Below are 14,234 nucleotides of genomic sequence, written 5' to 3'. Positions count from 1 at the left end.
TTCACGTGACAAGCTAATGGCATCATTTGCCCTTGTTGTTAAACGTTATGCCAGTAAATCATCTTTCATTGCTTATTATTTTTGCGCTTACTTTGCTCGTTAGTAAGAGTGTTATCGCAAGTGAACTTATTCAGCCTCAATACTTAGATAGTGAGCGAACCGATCGCTTTTTCGCGCGCGAAATAGCGCAACCTTCCAAAGAAAATATGCAACTTCGTAACTCACTCGATTGGGGCTATGAACTTGAATTGAAACGTGCATCTGATGAAGAAAAACTAGTATCTAATTGCCAAGACTTAGCTACGGCAAACTCTACGGGCTTTACTGCGGCAAAAGCCTATGAATACGGCGCGTTTAAAGCATATTTAACTCAGTGCCAAACATGGAGTGAGATGGCAAAGTTAGCTGCCTCTAAGCGTTCATTTATATCAGACTTTAAGTTAGACGATACCTTTCCTAATTTCGCTCCAAGTGCACTTGCTTTTGTTATTTCTGACGAAAGTGCAGAGAAAGCAAAGACACTATCAACGTGGGATGAAGCAGACCATATCCAAAGAACTCAGGTCATCAGTGAAGTCAGAGCAGAGTATTACGATTCGACTGATGGCTTTCAGGTTATTACCGTTACCGCAAAAGGTGATTACAACGCTGACGGCATCGAGGATATCGTTATTGAGAAAGAGAATAGTGTACTCAGTGGCTCGTATTCATCTTCACACGGATATGTATTAACCCGTATGTCTGAACAAGCGCTATTTACAGTGTTGGCTGAATGGTAATGAAACGATTGGCGGTCACTTTGGGTTTAAGTGTTGCGATGATGAGCACGTTTGCTGTTGCTAACACCTCGCCCAGAAAAGTCTTTGAATGCTCAGTGAACCAAACTATGAACTTTAGTATTTTTATAGAGCAAGGCAAAGGTGGGATTATCTTTAATGAGTCCATTGAGAATCAAAGCTCTGTTTTACAGCGGATAAAACCTCAAGATTATCGTGTTGAACATTATCATCGAGCGTTGGTAGATGAGAAGTCTTTGGAATTTAGTATTGGTGAGCGCGTCATATTAGTCAGTGAGTACTTTAGTGAGGAGTTTAATGAGGCAGAGAAGATACTCAGTGTTACTTTGAGAGAGCCTGAGCAAACGCAGTATTTTGAATGTGAGGAAGGGAGTATGAGTAACCTTGCATTGCTTTTCCATGAGAGTGCCGAATAATCGATTACAGAGTGATTATTACCAAATCGTAATAGTGTTTTCGAATTTACCCTAATTATCTTGTTATTTGTAGGCGATATAGTCATCCACCTTAACACGGTAAGTAGATTTTTCTCATTCAAGTAACGAGGAGGGCTTGTGGCCGTAGGGTGGGCAAACGACGATAGCGTCAGCCAAGAAATTCAAAACACAATAGACGACGAAATTTCCCGTGTTCGTGGCAGTATCACAAAGGGTTAGAGCGCCCATTACTGCGATGAATGTGGTGATGAGATTCCGGAAGCGCGTCGTCTTGCAATGAAAGGCGCTCGTTTGTGTATCGCATGTCAGTCAACTATCGAATTGGTCTCTCAACGCCAAGTATTATTTAATCGACGAGCGAGTAAAGACAGTCAACTTCGATAGCTTTACTGCTCTAATAAATAACGAGACGGTTTGAGTCTCATACTCAAACCGTTTTCATGTTGAATTGAACTATGAAGCGAAGCAGTCTTTGCGTTGTAACGCAGCATCAATCGCATTCACTAACTTTTCAATATCTTCCGGCTTGCTGATGAACGGCGGCATCATATAAATCAGTTTGCCAAATGGACGAATCCAAACACCGTGCTCAACAAAGAGAGCCTGGATGGTTTCCATATTCACAGGTCGATGCGTCTCCACTACGCCAATAGCACCCAACCAACGGGTGTTTTTCACCAAGTCGTATTCTTCAAGTTTTGGTAGTAACTCAGAAAACAGCGTTTCAATTTGTTGGGTTTGTTGCTTCCAATCACCTTGCTCGATCAATTCCAAACTTGCAGTAGCTACAGCACAAGCGAGTGGATTCCCCATAAAAGTTGGACCGTGCATAAAACAACCAGCATCACCACCACAAACAGTGTCTGCTACGTGTTTGCTCGCGAGGGTCGCAGAGAGGGTCATGTAGCCGCCAGTGAGTGCTTTCCCGACACACAGAATGTCTGGTTGAATATCTGCATGTTCGCAGGCAAACAATTTGCCTGTGCGTCCAAAACCGGTAGCGATCTCATCTGCAATCAATAACAAACCGTATTTGTCGCAAAGTCTACGCACGCCTTTGAGAAATTCGGGATGGTAGATACGCATGCCACCTGCGCCTTGAACGATAGGCTCAAGGATCACCGCAGCAAGTTCTTGATGGTGCGTTTCAATCTTGTGCTCGAAGTCGGTAAGGTCTTCTGGCTTCCATTTATCCCAATAACCACAAGTTGGTGACTCCGCAAAGATATGCTCAGGCAAAAAGCCTTTGTAGAGAGAGTGCATTGAGTTGTCAGGATCGGTAACCGACATCGCCGCAAACGTATCGCCGTGATAACCGTGTCGCAAAGTAAGAAACTTCGGTCGGCGTTCGCCTTTTGCATGCCAATATTGCAGTGCCATTTTTAAGCTGACTTCTACGGCAACGGAGCCTGAATCGGCAAGGAATACATGTTCAAGATTACTTGGTGCTAAGGACAGCAACTTCTTACACAAATTGATTGCTGGCTGATGGGTAATCCCGCCAAACATCACATGAGAGACCTGATCGATTTGCTGGTGAGCCGCTTGATTTAAGTGCGGATGATTATAGCCGTGGATTGTCGACCACCAAGAAGACATGCCATCGACAAGCTCAGTACCGTCTTCCAATTTAATGTGAACACCACTTGCTGATTCTACTGGGTAGCAGGTCAGAGGTGTTAATGTCGAAGTGTAAGGATGCCAGATATGCTGGCGGTCGAAGGCGAGATCCATGTGCGATTCCAATAATAATTAAGATTAAAAAATAAACAAGTGTAAACTTTGTTGTTTTGTGTTGTGTTGACAGTTTATCGAGAGTCAGTAGACTGTCAACACAACAACAAAAGTGACTAAAGGAATACACGTGGAAGTTCGTCATAACTGGACGCATGCTGAAGTGCGCGATCTCATGGAAAAACCATTCATGGATCTCCTATTCGAAGCGCAGCTTGTACATCGTCAATATCAACAAACCAACCATGTTCAAGTAAGCACGCTTCTGTCGATTAAGACCGGTGCTTGTCCAGAAGATTGTAAGTACTGTCCTCAGAGTGCTCGTTACACCACAGACATCGAGAAAGAGCGTTTGATGGAAGTAGAACGCGTACTCGATGCTGCGCAAAAAGCCAAAAATGCTGGTTCTACTCGATTCTGTATGGGTGCAGCATGGAAAAACCCGAAAGAGCGTGACATGCCGCATTTGACCGACATGATCAAAGGCGTGAAGGGCATGGGTTTAGAAACGTGTATGACATTAGGCATGCTGACGCCAGATCAAGCAAAGCAATTGGCAACTGCTGGTCTGGATTACTACAACCACAACCTAGATACCTCACCTGAGTTTTACGGCAACATCATTACCACACGTACTTACCAAGACCGTTTAGATACTTTGTCTCACGTACGTGATGCTGGCATGAAGATCTGTTCCGGTGGCATTATCGGCATGGGTGAAAGTGCTAACGACCGAGCTGGTCTGTTGGTTGAATTGGCGAACTTACCGGTACACCCTGAAAGCGTTCCAATCAACATGCTCGTGAAGGTAAAGGGCACACCACTGGAAGAAGTGGATGATGTTGAGCCATTCGATTTCATTCGCCTGATTGCGATTGCACGAATCATGATGCCTCAATCAGCCGTTCGTTTATCCGCTGGCCGTGAAAATATGAACGAACAAATGCAAGCGCTGTGTTTTATGGCGGGTGCAAACTCCGTCTTCTACGGCTGCAAGCTTCTGACCACGCCAAACCCTTCAGAAGACAAAGACATGATGCTGTTCAACAAGCTCGGTATTAACAGCCAAGAGGTGTCTCAAAAACCTGATGAAATCGAAGAAAACGAGTTACTCGATCGCGTCGTAGAGCGCGTTGCTGCTCGTCCGACAAAAGACGACCTTTTCTACGATGCCAGCGTTTAAATCTCGTATCGAGTCCGCCCTTGCTGAGCGTAAGACGCAAGGGTTGAATCGTTCTATGAATGTGGTGTTTGCCGGTAACCAGTCCGTTTTGGAACACGAAGGCAGACGCTACATCAACTTCTCAAGTAATGATTATTTAGGCTTGGCCAATGACCAAGCGCTCGTTCGTGCTTGGCAGCAAGGCTTGAGTGTATACGGCAGCGGTAGCGGCGCGTCTCCAATGGTCACAGGTTTTAGTGCCGCGCACAGCAATTTAGAAGCCGCACTGACCGAATGGCTGGGCTACGACAGAGCAATTCTGTTTGGCTCTGGATTCAGTGCTAATCAAGCCTTGTTGTTCACCTTGTTAGAAAAATCAGACGTATTGATCCAAGACCGTTTGAACCATGCCTCACTAATGGAAGCGGGGGCGTTGTCACCAGCTAAGATGAAGCGCTTCAAGCACAATGACATCGAACACCTGAAGTCGCTGATTAATAGCGAAGACAACCATCTAGTTGTGACTGAAGGGGTATTCAGCATGGACGGGGATTGTGCCCCACTTGCTGATATCGCTGACGTCACCGGTAATCATGATGCATGGCTTGCTGTAGACGACGCTCATGGTATCGGTGTTCTAGGGGAATCTGGCGGTGGCTCATGTGAATTAGCGGCGGTTAAGCCTGAGATACTGATCGTTACTTTCGGCAAAGCGTTTGGTATGTCTGGCGCGGCTATTTTATGTGACCACGCAACGGGGGACTTTTTAACTCAGTTTGCTCGTCACCATGTGTATTCCACGGCGATGCCTCCGGCACAAGCCTATGCGCTCACGCATGCTGTCTCGATGGTTCAAGAACAGTCTTGGCGACGTGAAAAGCTCACAGAGTTAAGTGAAGTGTATCGAGATAGCCTCAGCGACGTTGAGGGCTTTGTTGAGACTCAAACTTCGATTAAGCCGTTTGTGATTGGTGAATCTGATTTGGCTTTGCGAGTAGCAGGTGCTTGTCGCCAAAACGGTATTTGGGTTACTGCTATTCGTCCTCCAACAGTTCCGAAAGGGACGTCTCGTCTGCGAATCACACTCACTGCTAATCACACTAACGAACAAGTTAAAACGCTTTCAATGGCATTGAAGCAAGCATTAGGAACGCAGTAATGGATAATGCAGAGCAAATGAAGTTGGATTGCTTACTGCCTAATAAACAAGCGATCGCCGCTTCCTTTAGTAAAGCAGCTAACACGTACGACAAACATGCCGCTTTCCAGCGTGATGTCGGCCATCGCTTACTAGACAAACTTCCGAATGACTTAACTCATAGACGTGTTTTGGATTTAGGATGTGGTACGGGCTATTTTTCTCAACTTCTTCAAGAGCGCGGCGCTGAAGTGTTTTGTGTGGACATCTCTCAAGAGATGTTAAGCAAAGCTATGGTGCGCTGTGGCCATGAGCGAATGAATTATGTGCTAGCCGACGCAGAAAACTTGCCTTTCGACGATACAATCTTCGACTACGTATTCTCTAGCTTGGCTTTGCAATGGTGTGCCGATTTAAGTTACCCCCTGAGAGAAGTTCGTCGTGTACTAAAAGCTAATGGGAAGGCGGCTTTTTCTACCCTAGCTGAAGGGTCACTGTGCGAGTTGCGTGCATCATGGAAAAAAATTGATGCATATCAACACGTCAATAACTTTCTATCGCTCAATCAGGTAAAAATTGCGTTAGCGCAATCTCGATGTGACAACCATCAACTAGACTTGACCACCATCACAGTTTGGTACGACTCAGCATTTTCAGTTATGCGTGACCTCAAAGGTATAGGTGCAAATCATGTAAGCGGGCGCTCACATGGTTTAACCAGTCGAGAGACTTTGTTGCAAGTTGAGCATGAGTACCAAGCGTTTAAAAATGATCAAGGTCTTCTACCTGCAAGTTATCAGGTTTGTTTTGGAGTAATACATCTATGATTGATGCTTTTTTTATTGCTGGTACGGATACTGATGTAGGAAAAACGGTAGCGTCTAAAGCCATTTTGCAAGCGTTGGCAGCAAAAGGACTAAACACTATTGGTTATAAACCAGTGGCAGCAGGGAGTGATAAGACTGAAGCTGGATGGCGTAACTCTGACGCCTTACATTTACAAGCGGCCGCGACACTTGATGTCGCTTATGATGATGTGAATCCATACGCTTTAGAATTGCCAGCTTCTCCTCACATCGCGGCAAAACATGAACATGTCGAAATAAAATACGAACTCCTCAGTGAAAAGCTGGCTCAACACAAGCAGCAAGCTGATGTCGTTCTCGTTGAGGGCGCTGGTGGTTGGCGTGTGCCTGTGTCAGATACCGACTGTTTATCTACTTGGGTACAAGCAGAGCAGTTACCCGTGGTCTTGGTGGTTGGTATTAAATTAGGTTGTTTGAGCCATGCTTTACTCACGGCTGAGAGTATTAAAGCGGATGGCTTGAATCTTGTTGGTTGGGTGGCAAACCGAGTTAACCCTGGCACCGAGCACTATGCTGATATTATCGAGATGCTTGAAGCGCGTATCGGTGCGCCTAAGCTTGGCGAAATCCCATACATTCCAAGTGCTAAGCGCAAAGAGCTGGGCAAGTACATTAATGTCGAGCCTTTGCTAAATACTGACTGATTGTGTTTAAAATACTAAAAACCAAAGGGCTGCGTAATGCAGCCCTTTTTTATTGGTGTAATCTATAACATCAGATTACTTATCTTGGCTAAGCCCCATCAATGCTTGCTGAGTTTCTGCAACACGCTGAGACATATGATGATCGGTTGAAATACCAAGTTGTTGCTTCGCCTCATCCTCTGAGATGCCTAGATGACAACGTAGTAAATCAATAGCCATTTGATAGTCGTTAGTTTCTACCATGGTTTTTCCCTCAATACATGGAAGTTTTGAGCTCACCTAATGTACCTTTTTAATGTACTTAGAGTGGCTCTGTTTTGTTCATCTCACTTGAATCTAGCATGTCCATGTCGCCGCACAATAAGACCAAAGTCTATAGCGGGGCTAACATACTGTTTTTGGTCTAGTAAAATATTTCTAGCTAACTTGCCTAGAGGTGATAGATTTAACATCAAGGTCATCCATTGATAGATGAGGTGCGATTCAAAGTACTTTTCATTACGGAAAGGAATGAATATGAATGGAAGTAATGGCTTTTATCAGCACGTGCCTAGAAATCGCTTGAACATAATCTTTCAGTCTCGAAAACAAATGTTGCAATTTATTGCTTAACCTTGTTTTTATCGCGGATAGACTATATCTATAACGCACGGAGCATGAAACTTAGCGGAATTGGCTTTTACAGCGATTACCACCTGTTCCTTATAACAATCCGTTTTAAAAAAACGATAAGCTTCCTCGGAGAAAAGTAATGAAGCGAATTATGTTATTCCTAGCAACTAACCTAGCTGTCGTGCTAGTGCTGAGTGTTGTTCTGAATATTGTTTACGCTACCACTGGAATGCAACCTGGCAGTCTTTCTGGTTTGCTAGTTATGGCCGCCATATTTGGTTTTGGTGGTGCACTTATTTCGTTGATGATGTCAAAGGGCATGGCACTGCGCTCGGTTGGCGGTATGGTCATTGAAAGTCCGCGTAACGAAACTGAGCATTGGTTAGTCGAAACTGTGGGTCGTCAAGCTCAGCAAGCGGGTATTGGTATGCCAACGGTGGCTATTTATGACTCACCAGATATCAATGCATTCGCGACGGGTGCAAAGCGAGATGACTCTCTTGTCGCGGTTTCCACTGGCCTTTTACATAATATGACTCGTGATGAAGCAGAAGCGGTACTGGCCCACGAAGTGAGCCATATTGCAAATGGTGACATGGTCACGATGACATTGATGCAAGGCGTTGTGAACACGTTTGTTATCTTCCTATCCCGTTTTATCGCCAATATTGTGGCATCGAACGATGATGAAGAAGGTCAAGGTACAAACATGATGGTTTACTTCGGTGTATCTATGGTGCTTGAGCTAGTGTTTGGTTTCTTAGCAAGCTTTATTACCATGTGGTACAGCCGTCATCGCGAATTCCATGCCGACGCAGGTGCTGCTCACTTAGTTGGTAAAGAGAAAATGATCGCGGCATTGGAACGTTTGAAGATGAGTCACGAATCTCAACTTGATGGCACAATGATGGCATTCGGTATCAATGGCAAGCAGTCATTGACTGAGCTACTGATGAGCCACCCTCCGCTAGATAAACGTATTGCAGCGTTACGTAGTCAGCAATACTAGTTGTAAAAACTGACAGCGCACACGAAAGTAATCGTTAATTTCCTGAAAAGGCTTGGTTTTGACCAAGCCTTTTTTTTGATCGATTGATCGCTTGCGAGATCCATCACGTATCTACCTACAGAAACAAAGTTATACAAAATAATTTTTGTACAACTTTTAAGGAATGAACTATCTTGTACATATAATAATTTTGTACAACTTGATGGGCATGTAGGAGTAAACACATGGACATACAGTCTGTTGGCAATATCTATCAAAAGCTGAATAAAGCGAACTTACATCTGCTTAAAGACGTATATCACCAAGATGTCGTTTTTGAAGATGCTGCTCATCGTTTAGAGGGGTGGCCTGCACTTTCAGATTACTTCACATCATTATATGCCAACGTCATAAGCTGTGACTTTGTTATCCACGAACATCAACAAGTCGGAGATACTGGCTTCCTAACGTGGACCATGGATCTTCAGCATCCCAAACTTCAAAAAGGTGCACCTATTCTCGTTAATGGTGTGTCGCATCTTAAATTCAGCGAAGGCCAAGTTATTTATCACCGAGATTACTTTGATCTCGGAGAAATGCTTTACGAAAACTTACCTTTACTTGGCTCCGTCGTAAAAACCATCAAGCAGAGGTTAGGACAATGAACAATACTATCTTAATCACTGGCGCTACCTCCGGAATAGGGAAGCAACTGGCTTTAGATTACGCGAACTCTGATTGGAGCGTTATTGCTTGTGGGCGAAACAAAGACGTTCTTGCTGAATTGGGGGCTGCTTCTTCTAATATCCATACATTGCAGTTTGACGTGACAAACCATGAACAAACTCAGCATGCGCTGTCCAGTTTGCCTTTCACGCCGAGTACCTGGGTTTTTAATGCAGGGGATTGTGAGTATATGGATAACGGTGTGGTTGACGCGAAACTCATGGCGCGTGTGATGAATGTAAACGTCGTTGGTGTTGCTAACTGCGTAGAAGGTTGCCAACCACACTTAGATAAAGGGCATCGCATCGTTATCGTGGGTTCTATTGCTTCAGAAGTTGCGTTGCCAAGGGCTGAAGCCTACGGCGCTTCTAAGGCTGCTGTGAGCTACTTTGCTCGCACATTAGCTGTTGATTTGAAGAAGAAGGGCATTCAAGTGGTGACCGTGTTCCCAGGCTTTGTGGAAACCCCGTTAACTGACAAAAATGACTTCGAAATGCCGATGATTATTTCTACGCGGCAAGCCTCGAACTCTATCAGAAAACAGTTGGCTGCCAACAAGACTCACATCTATTTCCCCGCGAGGTTTACCAGTATTTTACGTTTTATCTCGTTACTTCCATACAGTTGGCAAGCTCGCCTAACTGCTAAACTCGTGTCATAAGAAGGAATAAAAATGAAAACAGCAGGAAGAAAGAAGATAGCGATTGTGGGAACCGGAATTTCTGGCCTTACGTGTGGTTACTATCTACATAAAGAGCACGATGTCACCGTATTTGAAGCTAACGATTACATTGGTGGGCACACCGCGACGGTGGATGTAAAACTCGATGGTAAAGAATATGCGATTGATACGGGCTTTATCGTTTACAACGATCGCACTTATCCTAATTTCATCAAAATGATGAACGAGATTGGTGTCGAAGGATTGCCAACCCAGATGAGCTTCAGCGTAAGAAACGACGGCAATGGCTTGGAATATAACGGTCATACCGTGTCGACATTATTTGCTCAAAAGCGCAATTGGGTTAATCCTAAGTTCTATCGTTTTATCTTCGAGATCCTTCGTTTCAACAAACTTGCCAAAAGCGTCGCTAGCAAACAATCGAGTCATTCTCAGACGCTAGGTGAGTTTCTTGATGAGCACAACTTCAGTACTTTCTTTTCAGATAACTACATTTTGCCGATGGGCGCTGCAATTTGGTCTTCGACTCTAGCGGACATGCGCGCATTTCCGCTGATGTTTTTCCTTCGCTTTTTCTTAAATCACGGATTGCTTGATGTCACTAACAGACCGCAATGGTATGTAATTAAAGGTGGCTCTCGTGAGTACATTCCACCTTTGACTCAAGGTTTTATCGATAAAATTCGACTCAATAGTCCGGTAGAAAAAGTGCTCCGTAGTGAGAATGGTGTGGGTTTAAAAGTTAACGGTGAAATGCACTGGTTTGATGATGTCATCTTTGCTTGTCACAGTGATCAAGCGATGAACATGTTAGGTGACATTAGCCCAGTCGAGCAAGAGGTGCTGGGTAATATGGCTTATCAAGCGAATGAAGTGGTGCTTCACACTGATACGAGTTTACTTCCAAAGCGTAAAGCGGCGTGGGCTTCGTGGAACTACCTACTGGAGGGCAGTGAAGATGAACAGCAACGTCTCCCTTCGCTTACTTACAACATGAATATTCTCCAACATGTTCAATCTGAGCACACATTCTGTGTCACGCTAAATAGCACTGAGCAGATCGAACCGAGCAAAGTATTACGGACGTTTACCTATCACCATCCAGTGTTCTCCACCGACTCTATCGCTGCACAGCAACGTAAAGAAGAGGTGCAAGGGCTGAACAATACCTGGTTCTGCGGCGCTTATTGGTACAACGGTTTCCATGAGGATGGCGTTCGCAGCGCATTGGACGTAGTGAAAGGGCTTGAAGAGAAATATCGCGTTCAAACTGCTGTCAACTTAGAAAAAGGTGCAGCGTGATATGGATAGCCAAATGAACAGCCAGTTGTTTGTTGGCAACGTTCGACATCGCAGGTTCACGCCGATAAAACATGAATTGAACTACTCATTGTTTATGCCAGCTATTGACGTCGATGAGCTAAAAAAACTAGAGGAAAAAGTTTGGGGGTTTGGCTCTCGTTGGTGGAATTGGGCACGCTTTAAACGCAGTGACTATGTTGGTGAGGGCTGTTTAAAGGTGGCCGTACACGACAAAATTGAAGAGTTAACAGGCGTTCGTTGTACCGGCAAAGTCATCGCTGTTTGTCATTTACGCTATTTAGGACTTTATTTTAGTCCGGTGAATTTCTACTACGTTTATAACAAAGAAGGGGAATGGAAATACCTCTTAGCTGAAGTCAGCAATACACCTTGGAACGAGCGTCATTACTACGCAGTCGCTGCTGAGCAAAACGATGAAAACTTTGGATGGGAACAAGAGAAAGCCTTTCATGTTTCTCCGTTTAATCCAATTGACCAACAGTATCATTGGAAGATTAAACCACTGACGGACAAGTTAAGGATTCATCTTGAATGCCACAAAAGCGAAAAGCACTTTGATGCGACGATGACAATGAAAGCTCAAGTGTTTTCGAGCAAAAGCCTATTGAAGTGTTTGATCGTTACGCCAATACAGACGGTAAAAGTAATGGTTGGTATTTATTGGCACGCATTAAAACTTTGGGTGAAAGGCGCGCCTTTTTATTCTCATCCTAAATATTCAACACACGACGAAATAGAAGCCGACACAAAAAAAACAGACAAAAAAAATAAAAAGCACAAGGAGAATTCTGCATGTTAAATACCAGTTCTATGACATTGCCGCGCAAATTGACGACAACACAAAAGGCGGCTCGCGGAGTTATTTTTCAATGTCTGCAAAAAATGGAAATCGGCTGCTTAACTGTTATTGAAAGCTTTAAGACGGAAACGACAGAAAGAAGCGAGCGCTTTAATGCGCCCAACGGTGAATACAGCGGTCAGCCTGTTGTGGCGACGATTGAGGTAAAGCATCCTGGCTTTTACTCGCGAATCTTGCAAGGTGGCAGCATTGCGGCGGGTGAGGCTTATATGGATGGTTGGTGGGACAGCCCGGATCTAACCTCGTTAATGAAACTTATGGCTCTCAATATGCGAGCGCTAGATAAACTTGAAGAGAAAGGAAGTTGGCTGACTAAAATACTGTACAAGTTCAGTCATTGGACCAACCGCAATTCTCAAGAGAACTCTCGTAAAAACATTCATGCGCATTACGACTTGGGCAACAATTTGTACGAGTCATTTTTAGACGACAACATGCTGTACTCATCGGCCTTATATGTGCAAGACAACGATACTTTGGAACAAGCGCAAATCAACAAAATGGATCGTTTGTGCCAGCAACTTGAGCTTCAACCATCCGATCGAGTGATTGAGATCGGTACAGGGTGGGGGGCTATGGCCATTTACATGGCAGAGCAATATGGTTGTCATGTAACGACAACGACGATTTCTGAAGAGCAGCATGCTTACGCTGAACAAAAAATTAGAGAGCGAAATTTGGGCGACAAGATCACTCTATTAAAACAAGACTATCGAGACCTTTCGGGTCACTACGATAAGTTAGTCTCGATAGAAATGATCGAAGCGGTTGGAAAACAATTTTTGCCTTCCTACATCAAGCAATGCCAATCATTACTCAAGCCGGGTGGTTTAATGGCAATTCAAGCCATCACTATCGCTGACCAGCGTTATGATTACTACAGTAACAACGTTGACTTTATCCAGAAATACATCTTTCCAGGTGGGTTCTTACCTTCGGTTACATCTTTAACTCAAGCTGCGACCAAATACAGTGACTTGGTGGTGAGAGACTTATTTGATATTGGTCTGGGCTATGCGAAAACCTTGAGCGAGTGGCACTCTAGATTTAATCAAGCTGAAGATCACGTACGCTCTCTCGGTTATGACGACCGCTTTGTCCGCATGTGGCGCTACTACCTTAGTTATTGTGAAGGTGGGTTTTTAGCTCGAAGTATCAGTGCCGTTCACATGACATTCCAGCGACCTTAAACCGTTATGAAGTTGCTGATTGCCTCTACATGGTTCCAGCTCTGTTGGTTCTCTGCAGTGCTTGGGACCTATCAATGGCAGTGGCTAACACTGATCTTAACATTTATTACTCTTGTCTATTGTTGGAGGACGGACGCTTCTGCCTTGAAGCACATCGCGAGTATCGTTTTGGCGGGTGTAGTGCTCGATACGCTCAATCAACAGTTTTCTGTTTTTGTCTTTCCAACACAATGGTTACCCATTTGGTTGTTGTGCCTTTGGGTTCTGTTCTCTTGGTATGCCTATCAGCTCAAGCCTGTTTTGTACCGTTTCCCAAAAATCTACGTATCAATTGTAGGTGGCGTTGGAGGAACCGTCAGTTACTACGCCGGTTACAAGCTCCAAGTCGTTGAATATGGATTTAATACCAGCGTTACGTTGGTCATTCTATTTGCTGAATGGTTTGCCATGACGCTTTTAATACTCAAGGTATACGGATATGAAAAGCTTGAAGAGAGATTTAACCCAGAGGCTGATTAAGGTAGTTGCTTCTCTAGTAGTTATGGGCTCCTTTGCTCTACAAGCTCAGCCAGTTGGAAACAGTGAAAACGCAGATAAGATGTCGAGTTGGAAGGGGTGGAAAACCGTCGGTGAGGCACAACTCACATGGTTCATCTTCGATATATATCAGTCTCGACTAAGCGCACCTGATGGAAAGTTCATTGTAAATGGCGATGTATCACCACACCCTCTGGCATTGGAGATTAAGTATCAAAGAGACATCAGCAAGCAGCAGTTGCTTGATGTAACTGATGAGCAATGGGCAAAACTTGGTTTTACTGAACCATATCGAAAAAGTTGGATCAGTGAACTAAACCGTATGTTCCCTGATATAAAAAAAGGCGATGAGCTTACTTACTTAACCGATGGTAAAACTGGTCAGCTTCTTTACCGACAAGCTGGCATTGCACAAATCAAGACAGTCGGCTTCGTTCAAGATGAGCGAATGAACGATGCGTTTTTGTCTATATGGTTGTCACCTAATACAGAGTTCCCGAAACTTCGAAAACAATTAATAGGGCAGGTTAGATAGTGCT

16 protein-coding genes and 1 pseudogene are annotated in these 14,234 nt (G+C 44.3%); 15 read left to right on the top strand and 2 right to left on the bottom strand.

What is annotated here, in order from left to right:
- Positions 1-47: 47 nt before the first annotated feature.
- The 3 genes and pseudogenes from L3V27_RS11015 to L3V27_RS11005 all read left to right on the top strand — a co-directional run bounded on the left by L3V27_RS11015 (position 48) and on the right by L3V27_RS11005 (position 1,618).
- A complete protein-coding gene (locus L3V27_RS11015; RefSeq protein ID WP_237311856.1) occupies positions 48-779 on the top strand; it encodes an ATPase in 732 nt (243 codons plus the stop codon).
- Entirely contained in the window at positions 773-1,213 is a 441-nt protein-coding gene (locus L3V27_RS11010) for a hypothetical protein (protein ID WP_012841959.1), read from the top strand. Before L3V27_RS11015 ends, L3V27_RS11010 begins: the two co-directional genes overlap by 7 nt.
- Positions 1,214-1,351: 138 nt before the next feature.
- A pseudogene (locus tag L3V27_RS11005) lies at positions 1,352-1,618 on the top strand (DksA/TraR family C4-type zinc finger protein).
- 69 nt (positions 1,619-1,687) lie between these two features.
- On the opposite strand, the gene bioA reads toward L3V27_RS11005, so the two are convergent.
- Positions 1,688-2,968 (bottom strand): adenosylmethionine--8-amino-7-oxononanoate transaminase, encoded by a 1,281-nt coding sequence (gene bioA / locus L3V27_RS11000; protein ID WP_237311855.1) that lies wholly within the window; start codon positions 2,966-2,968, stop codon positions 1,688-1,690.
- Between the two features lie 130 nt (positions 2,969-3,098).
- Here bioA and bioB point away from each other — a divergent pair, with 130 nt between their 5' ends.
- The 4 genes from bioB to bioD are packed head-to-tail and all read left to right on the top strand — an operon-like array spanning position 3,099 to position 6,778.
- On the top strand, positions 3,099-4,151 hold the full coding sequence (gene bioB / locus L3V27_RS10995) for a biotin synthase BioB (protein WP_005378222.1): 1,053 nt from the start codon (positions 3,099-3,101) through the stop codon (positions 4,149-4,151).
- On the top strand, positions 4,138-5,289 hold the full coding sequence (bioF, locus tag L3V27_RS10990) for an 8-amino-7-oxononanoate synthase (RefSeq protein ID WP_237311853.1): 1,152 nt from the start codon (positions 4,138-4,140) through the stop codon (positions 5,287-5,289). The genes bioB and bioF overlap by 14 nt, the downstream gene beginning before the upstream one ends.
- On the top strand, positions 5,289-6,095 hold the full coding sequence (gene bioC, locus L3V27_RS10985; RefSeq protein WP_104971496.1) for a malonyl-ACP O-methyltransferase BioC: 807 nt from the start codon (positions 5,289-5,291) through the stop codon (positions 6,093-6,095). The genes bioF and bioC overlap by 1 nt, the downstream gene beginning before the upstream one ends.
- Positions 6,092-6,778: a dethiobiotin synthase gene (gene bioD / locus L3V27_RS10980; protein WP_005390831.1), complete on the top strand. Its 687-nt coding sequence runs from the start codon at positions 6,092-6,094 to the stop codon at positions 6,776-6,778. Before bioC ends, bioD begins: the two co-directional genes overlap by 4 nt.
- Positions 6,779-6,853: 75 nt before the next feature.
- On the opposite strand, the gene L3V27_RS10975 is transcribed toward bioD, so the two are convergent.
- Entirely contained in the window at positions 6,854-7,057 is a 204-nt protein-coding gene (locus L3V27_RS10975; RefSeq protein ID WP_162860661.1) for a hypothetical protein, read from the bottom strand.
- A gap of 472 nt (positions 7,058-7,529) precedes the next feature.
- Here L3V27_RS10975 and htpX point away from each other — a divergent pair, with 472 nt between their 5' ends.
- The 8 genes from htpX (at position 7,530) to L3V27_RS10935 (ending at position 14,230) form a co-directional block, all read left to right on the top strand.
- Positions 7,530-8,399 carry a protease HtpX gene (htpX, locus tag L3V27_RS10970; RefSeq protein WP_005390832.1) on the top strand — a complete coding sequence of 290 codons (870 nt, stop codon included), beginning with the start codon at positions 7,530-7,532 and terminating at the stop codon, positions 8,397-8,399.
- A gap of 224 nt (positions 8,400-8,623) precedes the next feature.
- Positions 8,624-9,043, top strand: coding sequence for a nuclear transport factor 2 family protein (locus L3V27_RS10965; protein ID WP_005390833.1), 420 nt, complete (start codon positions 8,624-8,626; stop codon positions 9,041-9,043).
- On the top strand, positions 9,040-9,765 hold the full coding sequence (locus tag L3V27_RS10960) for an SDR family oxidoreductase (protein ID WP_237311851.1): 726 nt from the start codon (positions 9,040-9,042) through the stop codon (positions 9,763-9,765). Before L3V27_RS10965 ends, L3V27_RS10960 begins: the two co-directional genes overlap by 4 nt.
- Before the next feature lie 12 nt (positions 9,766-9,777).
- Positions 9,778-11,088: an NAD(P)/FAD-dependent oxidoreductase gene (locus L3V27_RS10955; protein WP_074191108.1), complete on the top strand. Its 1,311-nt coding sequence runs from the start codon at positions 9,778-9,780 to the stop codon at positions 11,086-11,088.
- Between the two features lies 1 nt (position 11,089).
- Complete coding sequence (locus tag L3V27_RS10950; protein WP_237311848.1) at positions 11,090-11,908, top strand: DUF1365 family protein; 819 nt, start codon at positions 11,090-11,092, stop codon at positions 11,906-11,908.
- On the top strand, positions 11,902-13,158 hold the full coding sequence (locus tag L3V27_RS10945; RefSeq protein ID WP_237311847.1) for a cyclopropane-fatty-acyl-phospholipid synthase family protein: 1,257 nt from the start codon (positions 11,902-11,904) through the stop codon (positions 13,156-13,158). Before L3V27_RS10950 ends, L3V27_RS10945 begins: the two co-directional genes overlap by 7 nt.
- A 6-nt stretch (positions 13,159-13,164) precedes the next feature.
- Positions 13,165-13,677, top strand: coding sequence for a DUF2878 domain-containing protein (locus L3V27_RS10940; RefSeq protein WP_046874769.1), 513 nt, complete (start codon positions 13,165-13,167; stop codon positions 13,675-13,677).
- Positions 13,637-14,230 (top strand): chalcone isomerase family protein, encoded by a 594-nt coding sequence (locus tag L3V27_RS10935; protein ID WP_237311845.1) that lies wholly within the window; start codon positions 13,637-13,639, stop codon positions 14,228-14,230. Before L3V27_RS10940 ends, L3V27_RS10935 begins: the two co-directional genes overlap by 41 nt.
- The last annotated feature ends 4 nt before the right edge of the window (positions 14,231-14,234 follow it).

Source organism: Vibrio sp. J2-3(2022) (genome assembly GCF_021725735.1).
GTDB lineage: Bacteria > Pseudomonadota > Gammaproteobacteria > Enterobacterales > Vibrionaceae > Vibrio > Vibrio diabolicus.
This window is presented reverse-complemented; position numbering and strand designations above follow the sequence as displayed.

What these genes read in the sequence shown, in the direction of transcription:
- L3V27_RS11015 (WP_237311856.1), top strand. Translation starts at nt 48, where the DNA reads ATGCCAGTAAATCATCTTTCATTGCTTATTATTTTTGCGCTTACTTTG.
- L3V27_RS11010 (WP_012841959.1), top strand. Translation starts at nt 773, where the DNA reads ATGGTAATGAAACGATTGGCGGTCACTTTGGGTTTAAGTGTTGCGATG.
- bioA (WP_237311855.1), bottom strand. Translation starts at nt 2,968, where the DNA reads ATGGATCTCGCCTTCGACCGCCAGCATATCTGGCATCCTTACACTTCG.
- bioF (WP_237311853.1), top strand. Translation starts at nt 4,138, where the DNA reads ATGCCAGCGTTTAAATCTCGTATCGAGTCCGCCCTTGCTGAGCGTAAG.
- bioC (WP_104971496.1), top strand. Translation starts at nt 5,289, where the DNA reads ATGGATAATGCAGAGCAAATGAAGTTGGATTGCTTACTGCCTAATAAA.
- bioD (WP_005390831.1), top strand. Translation starts at nt 6,092, where the DNA reads ATGATTGATGCTTTTTTTATTGCTGGTACGGATACTGATGTAGGAAAA.
- htpX (WP_005390832.1), top strand. Translation starts at nt 7,530, where the DNA reads ATGAAGCGAATTATGTTATTCCTAGCAACTAACCTAGCTGTCGTGCTA.
- L3V27_RS10965 (WP_005390833.1), top strand. Translation starts at nt 8,624, where the DNA reads ATGGACATACAGTCTGTTGGCAATATCTATCAAAAGCTGAATAAAGCG.
- L3V27_RS10960 (WP_237311851.1), top strand. Translation starts at nt 9,040, where the DNA reads ATGAACAATACTATCTTAATCACTGGCGCTACCTCCGGAATAGGGAAG.
- L3V27_RS10955 (WP_074191108.1), top strand. Translation starts at nt 9,778, where the DNA reads ATGAAAACAGCAGGAAGAAAGAAGATAGCGATTGTGGGAACCGGAATT.
- L3V27_RS10950 (WP_237311848.1), top strand. Translation starts at nt 11,090, where the DNA reads ATGGATAGCCAAATGAACAGCCAGTTGTTTGTTGGCAACGTTCGACAT.
- L3V27_RS10945 (WP_237311847.1), top strand. Translation starts at nt 11,902, where the DNA reads ATGTTAAATACCAGTTCTATGACATTGCCGCGCAAATTGACGACAACA.
- L3V27_RS10940 (WP_046874769.1), top strand. Translation starts at nt 13,165, where the DNA reads ATGAAGTTGCTGATTGCCTCTACATGGTTCCAGCTCTGTTGGTTCTCT.
- L3V27_RS10935 (WP_237311845.1), top strand. Translation starts at nt 13,637, where the DNA reads ATGAAAAGCTTGAAGAGAGATTTAACCCAGAGGCTGATTAAGGTAGTT.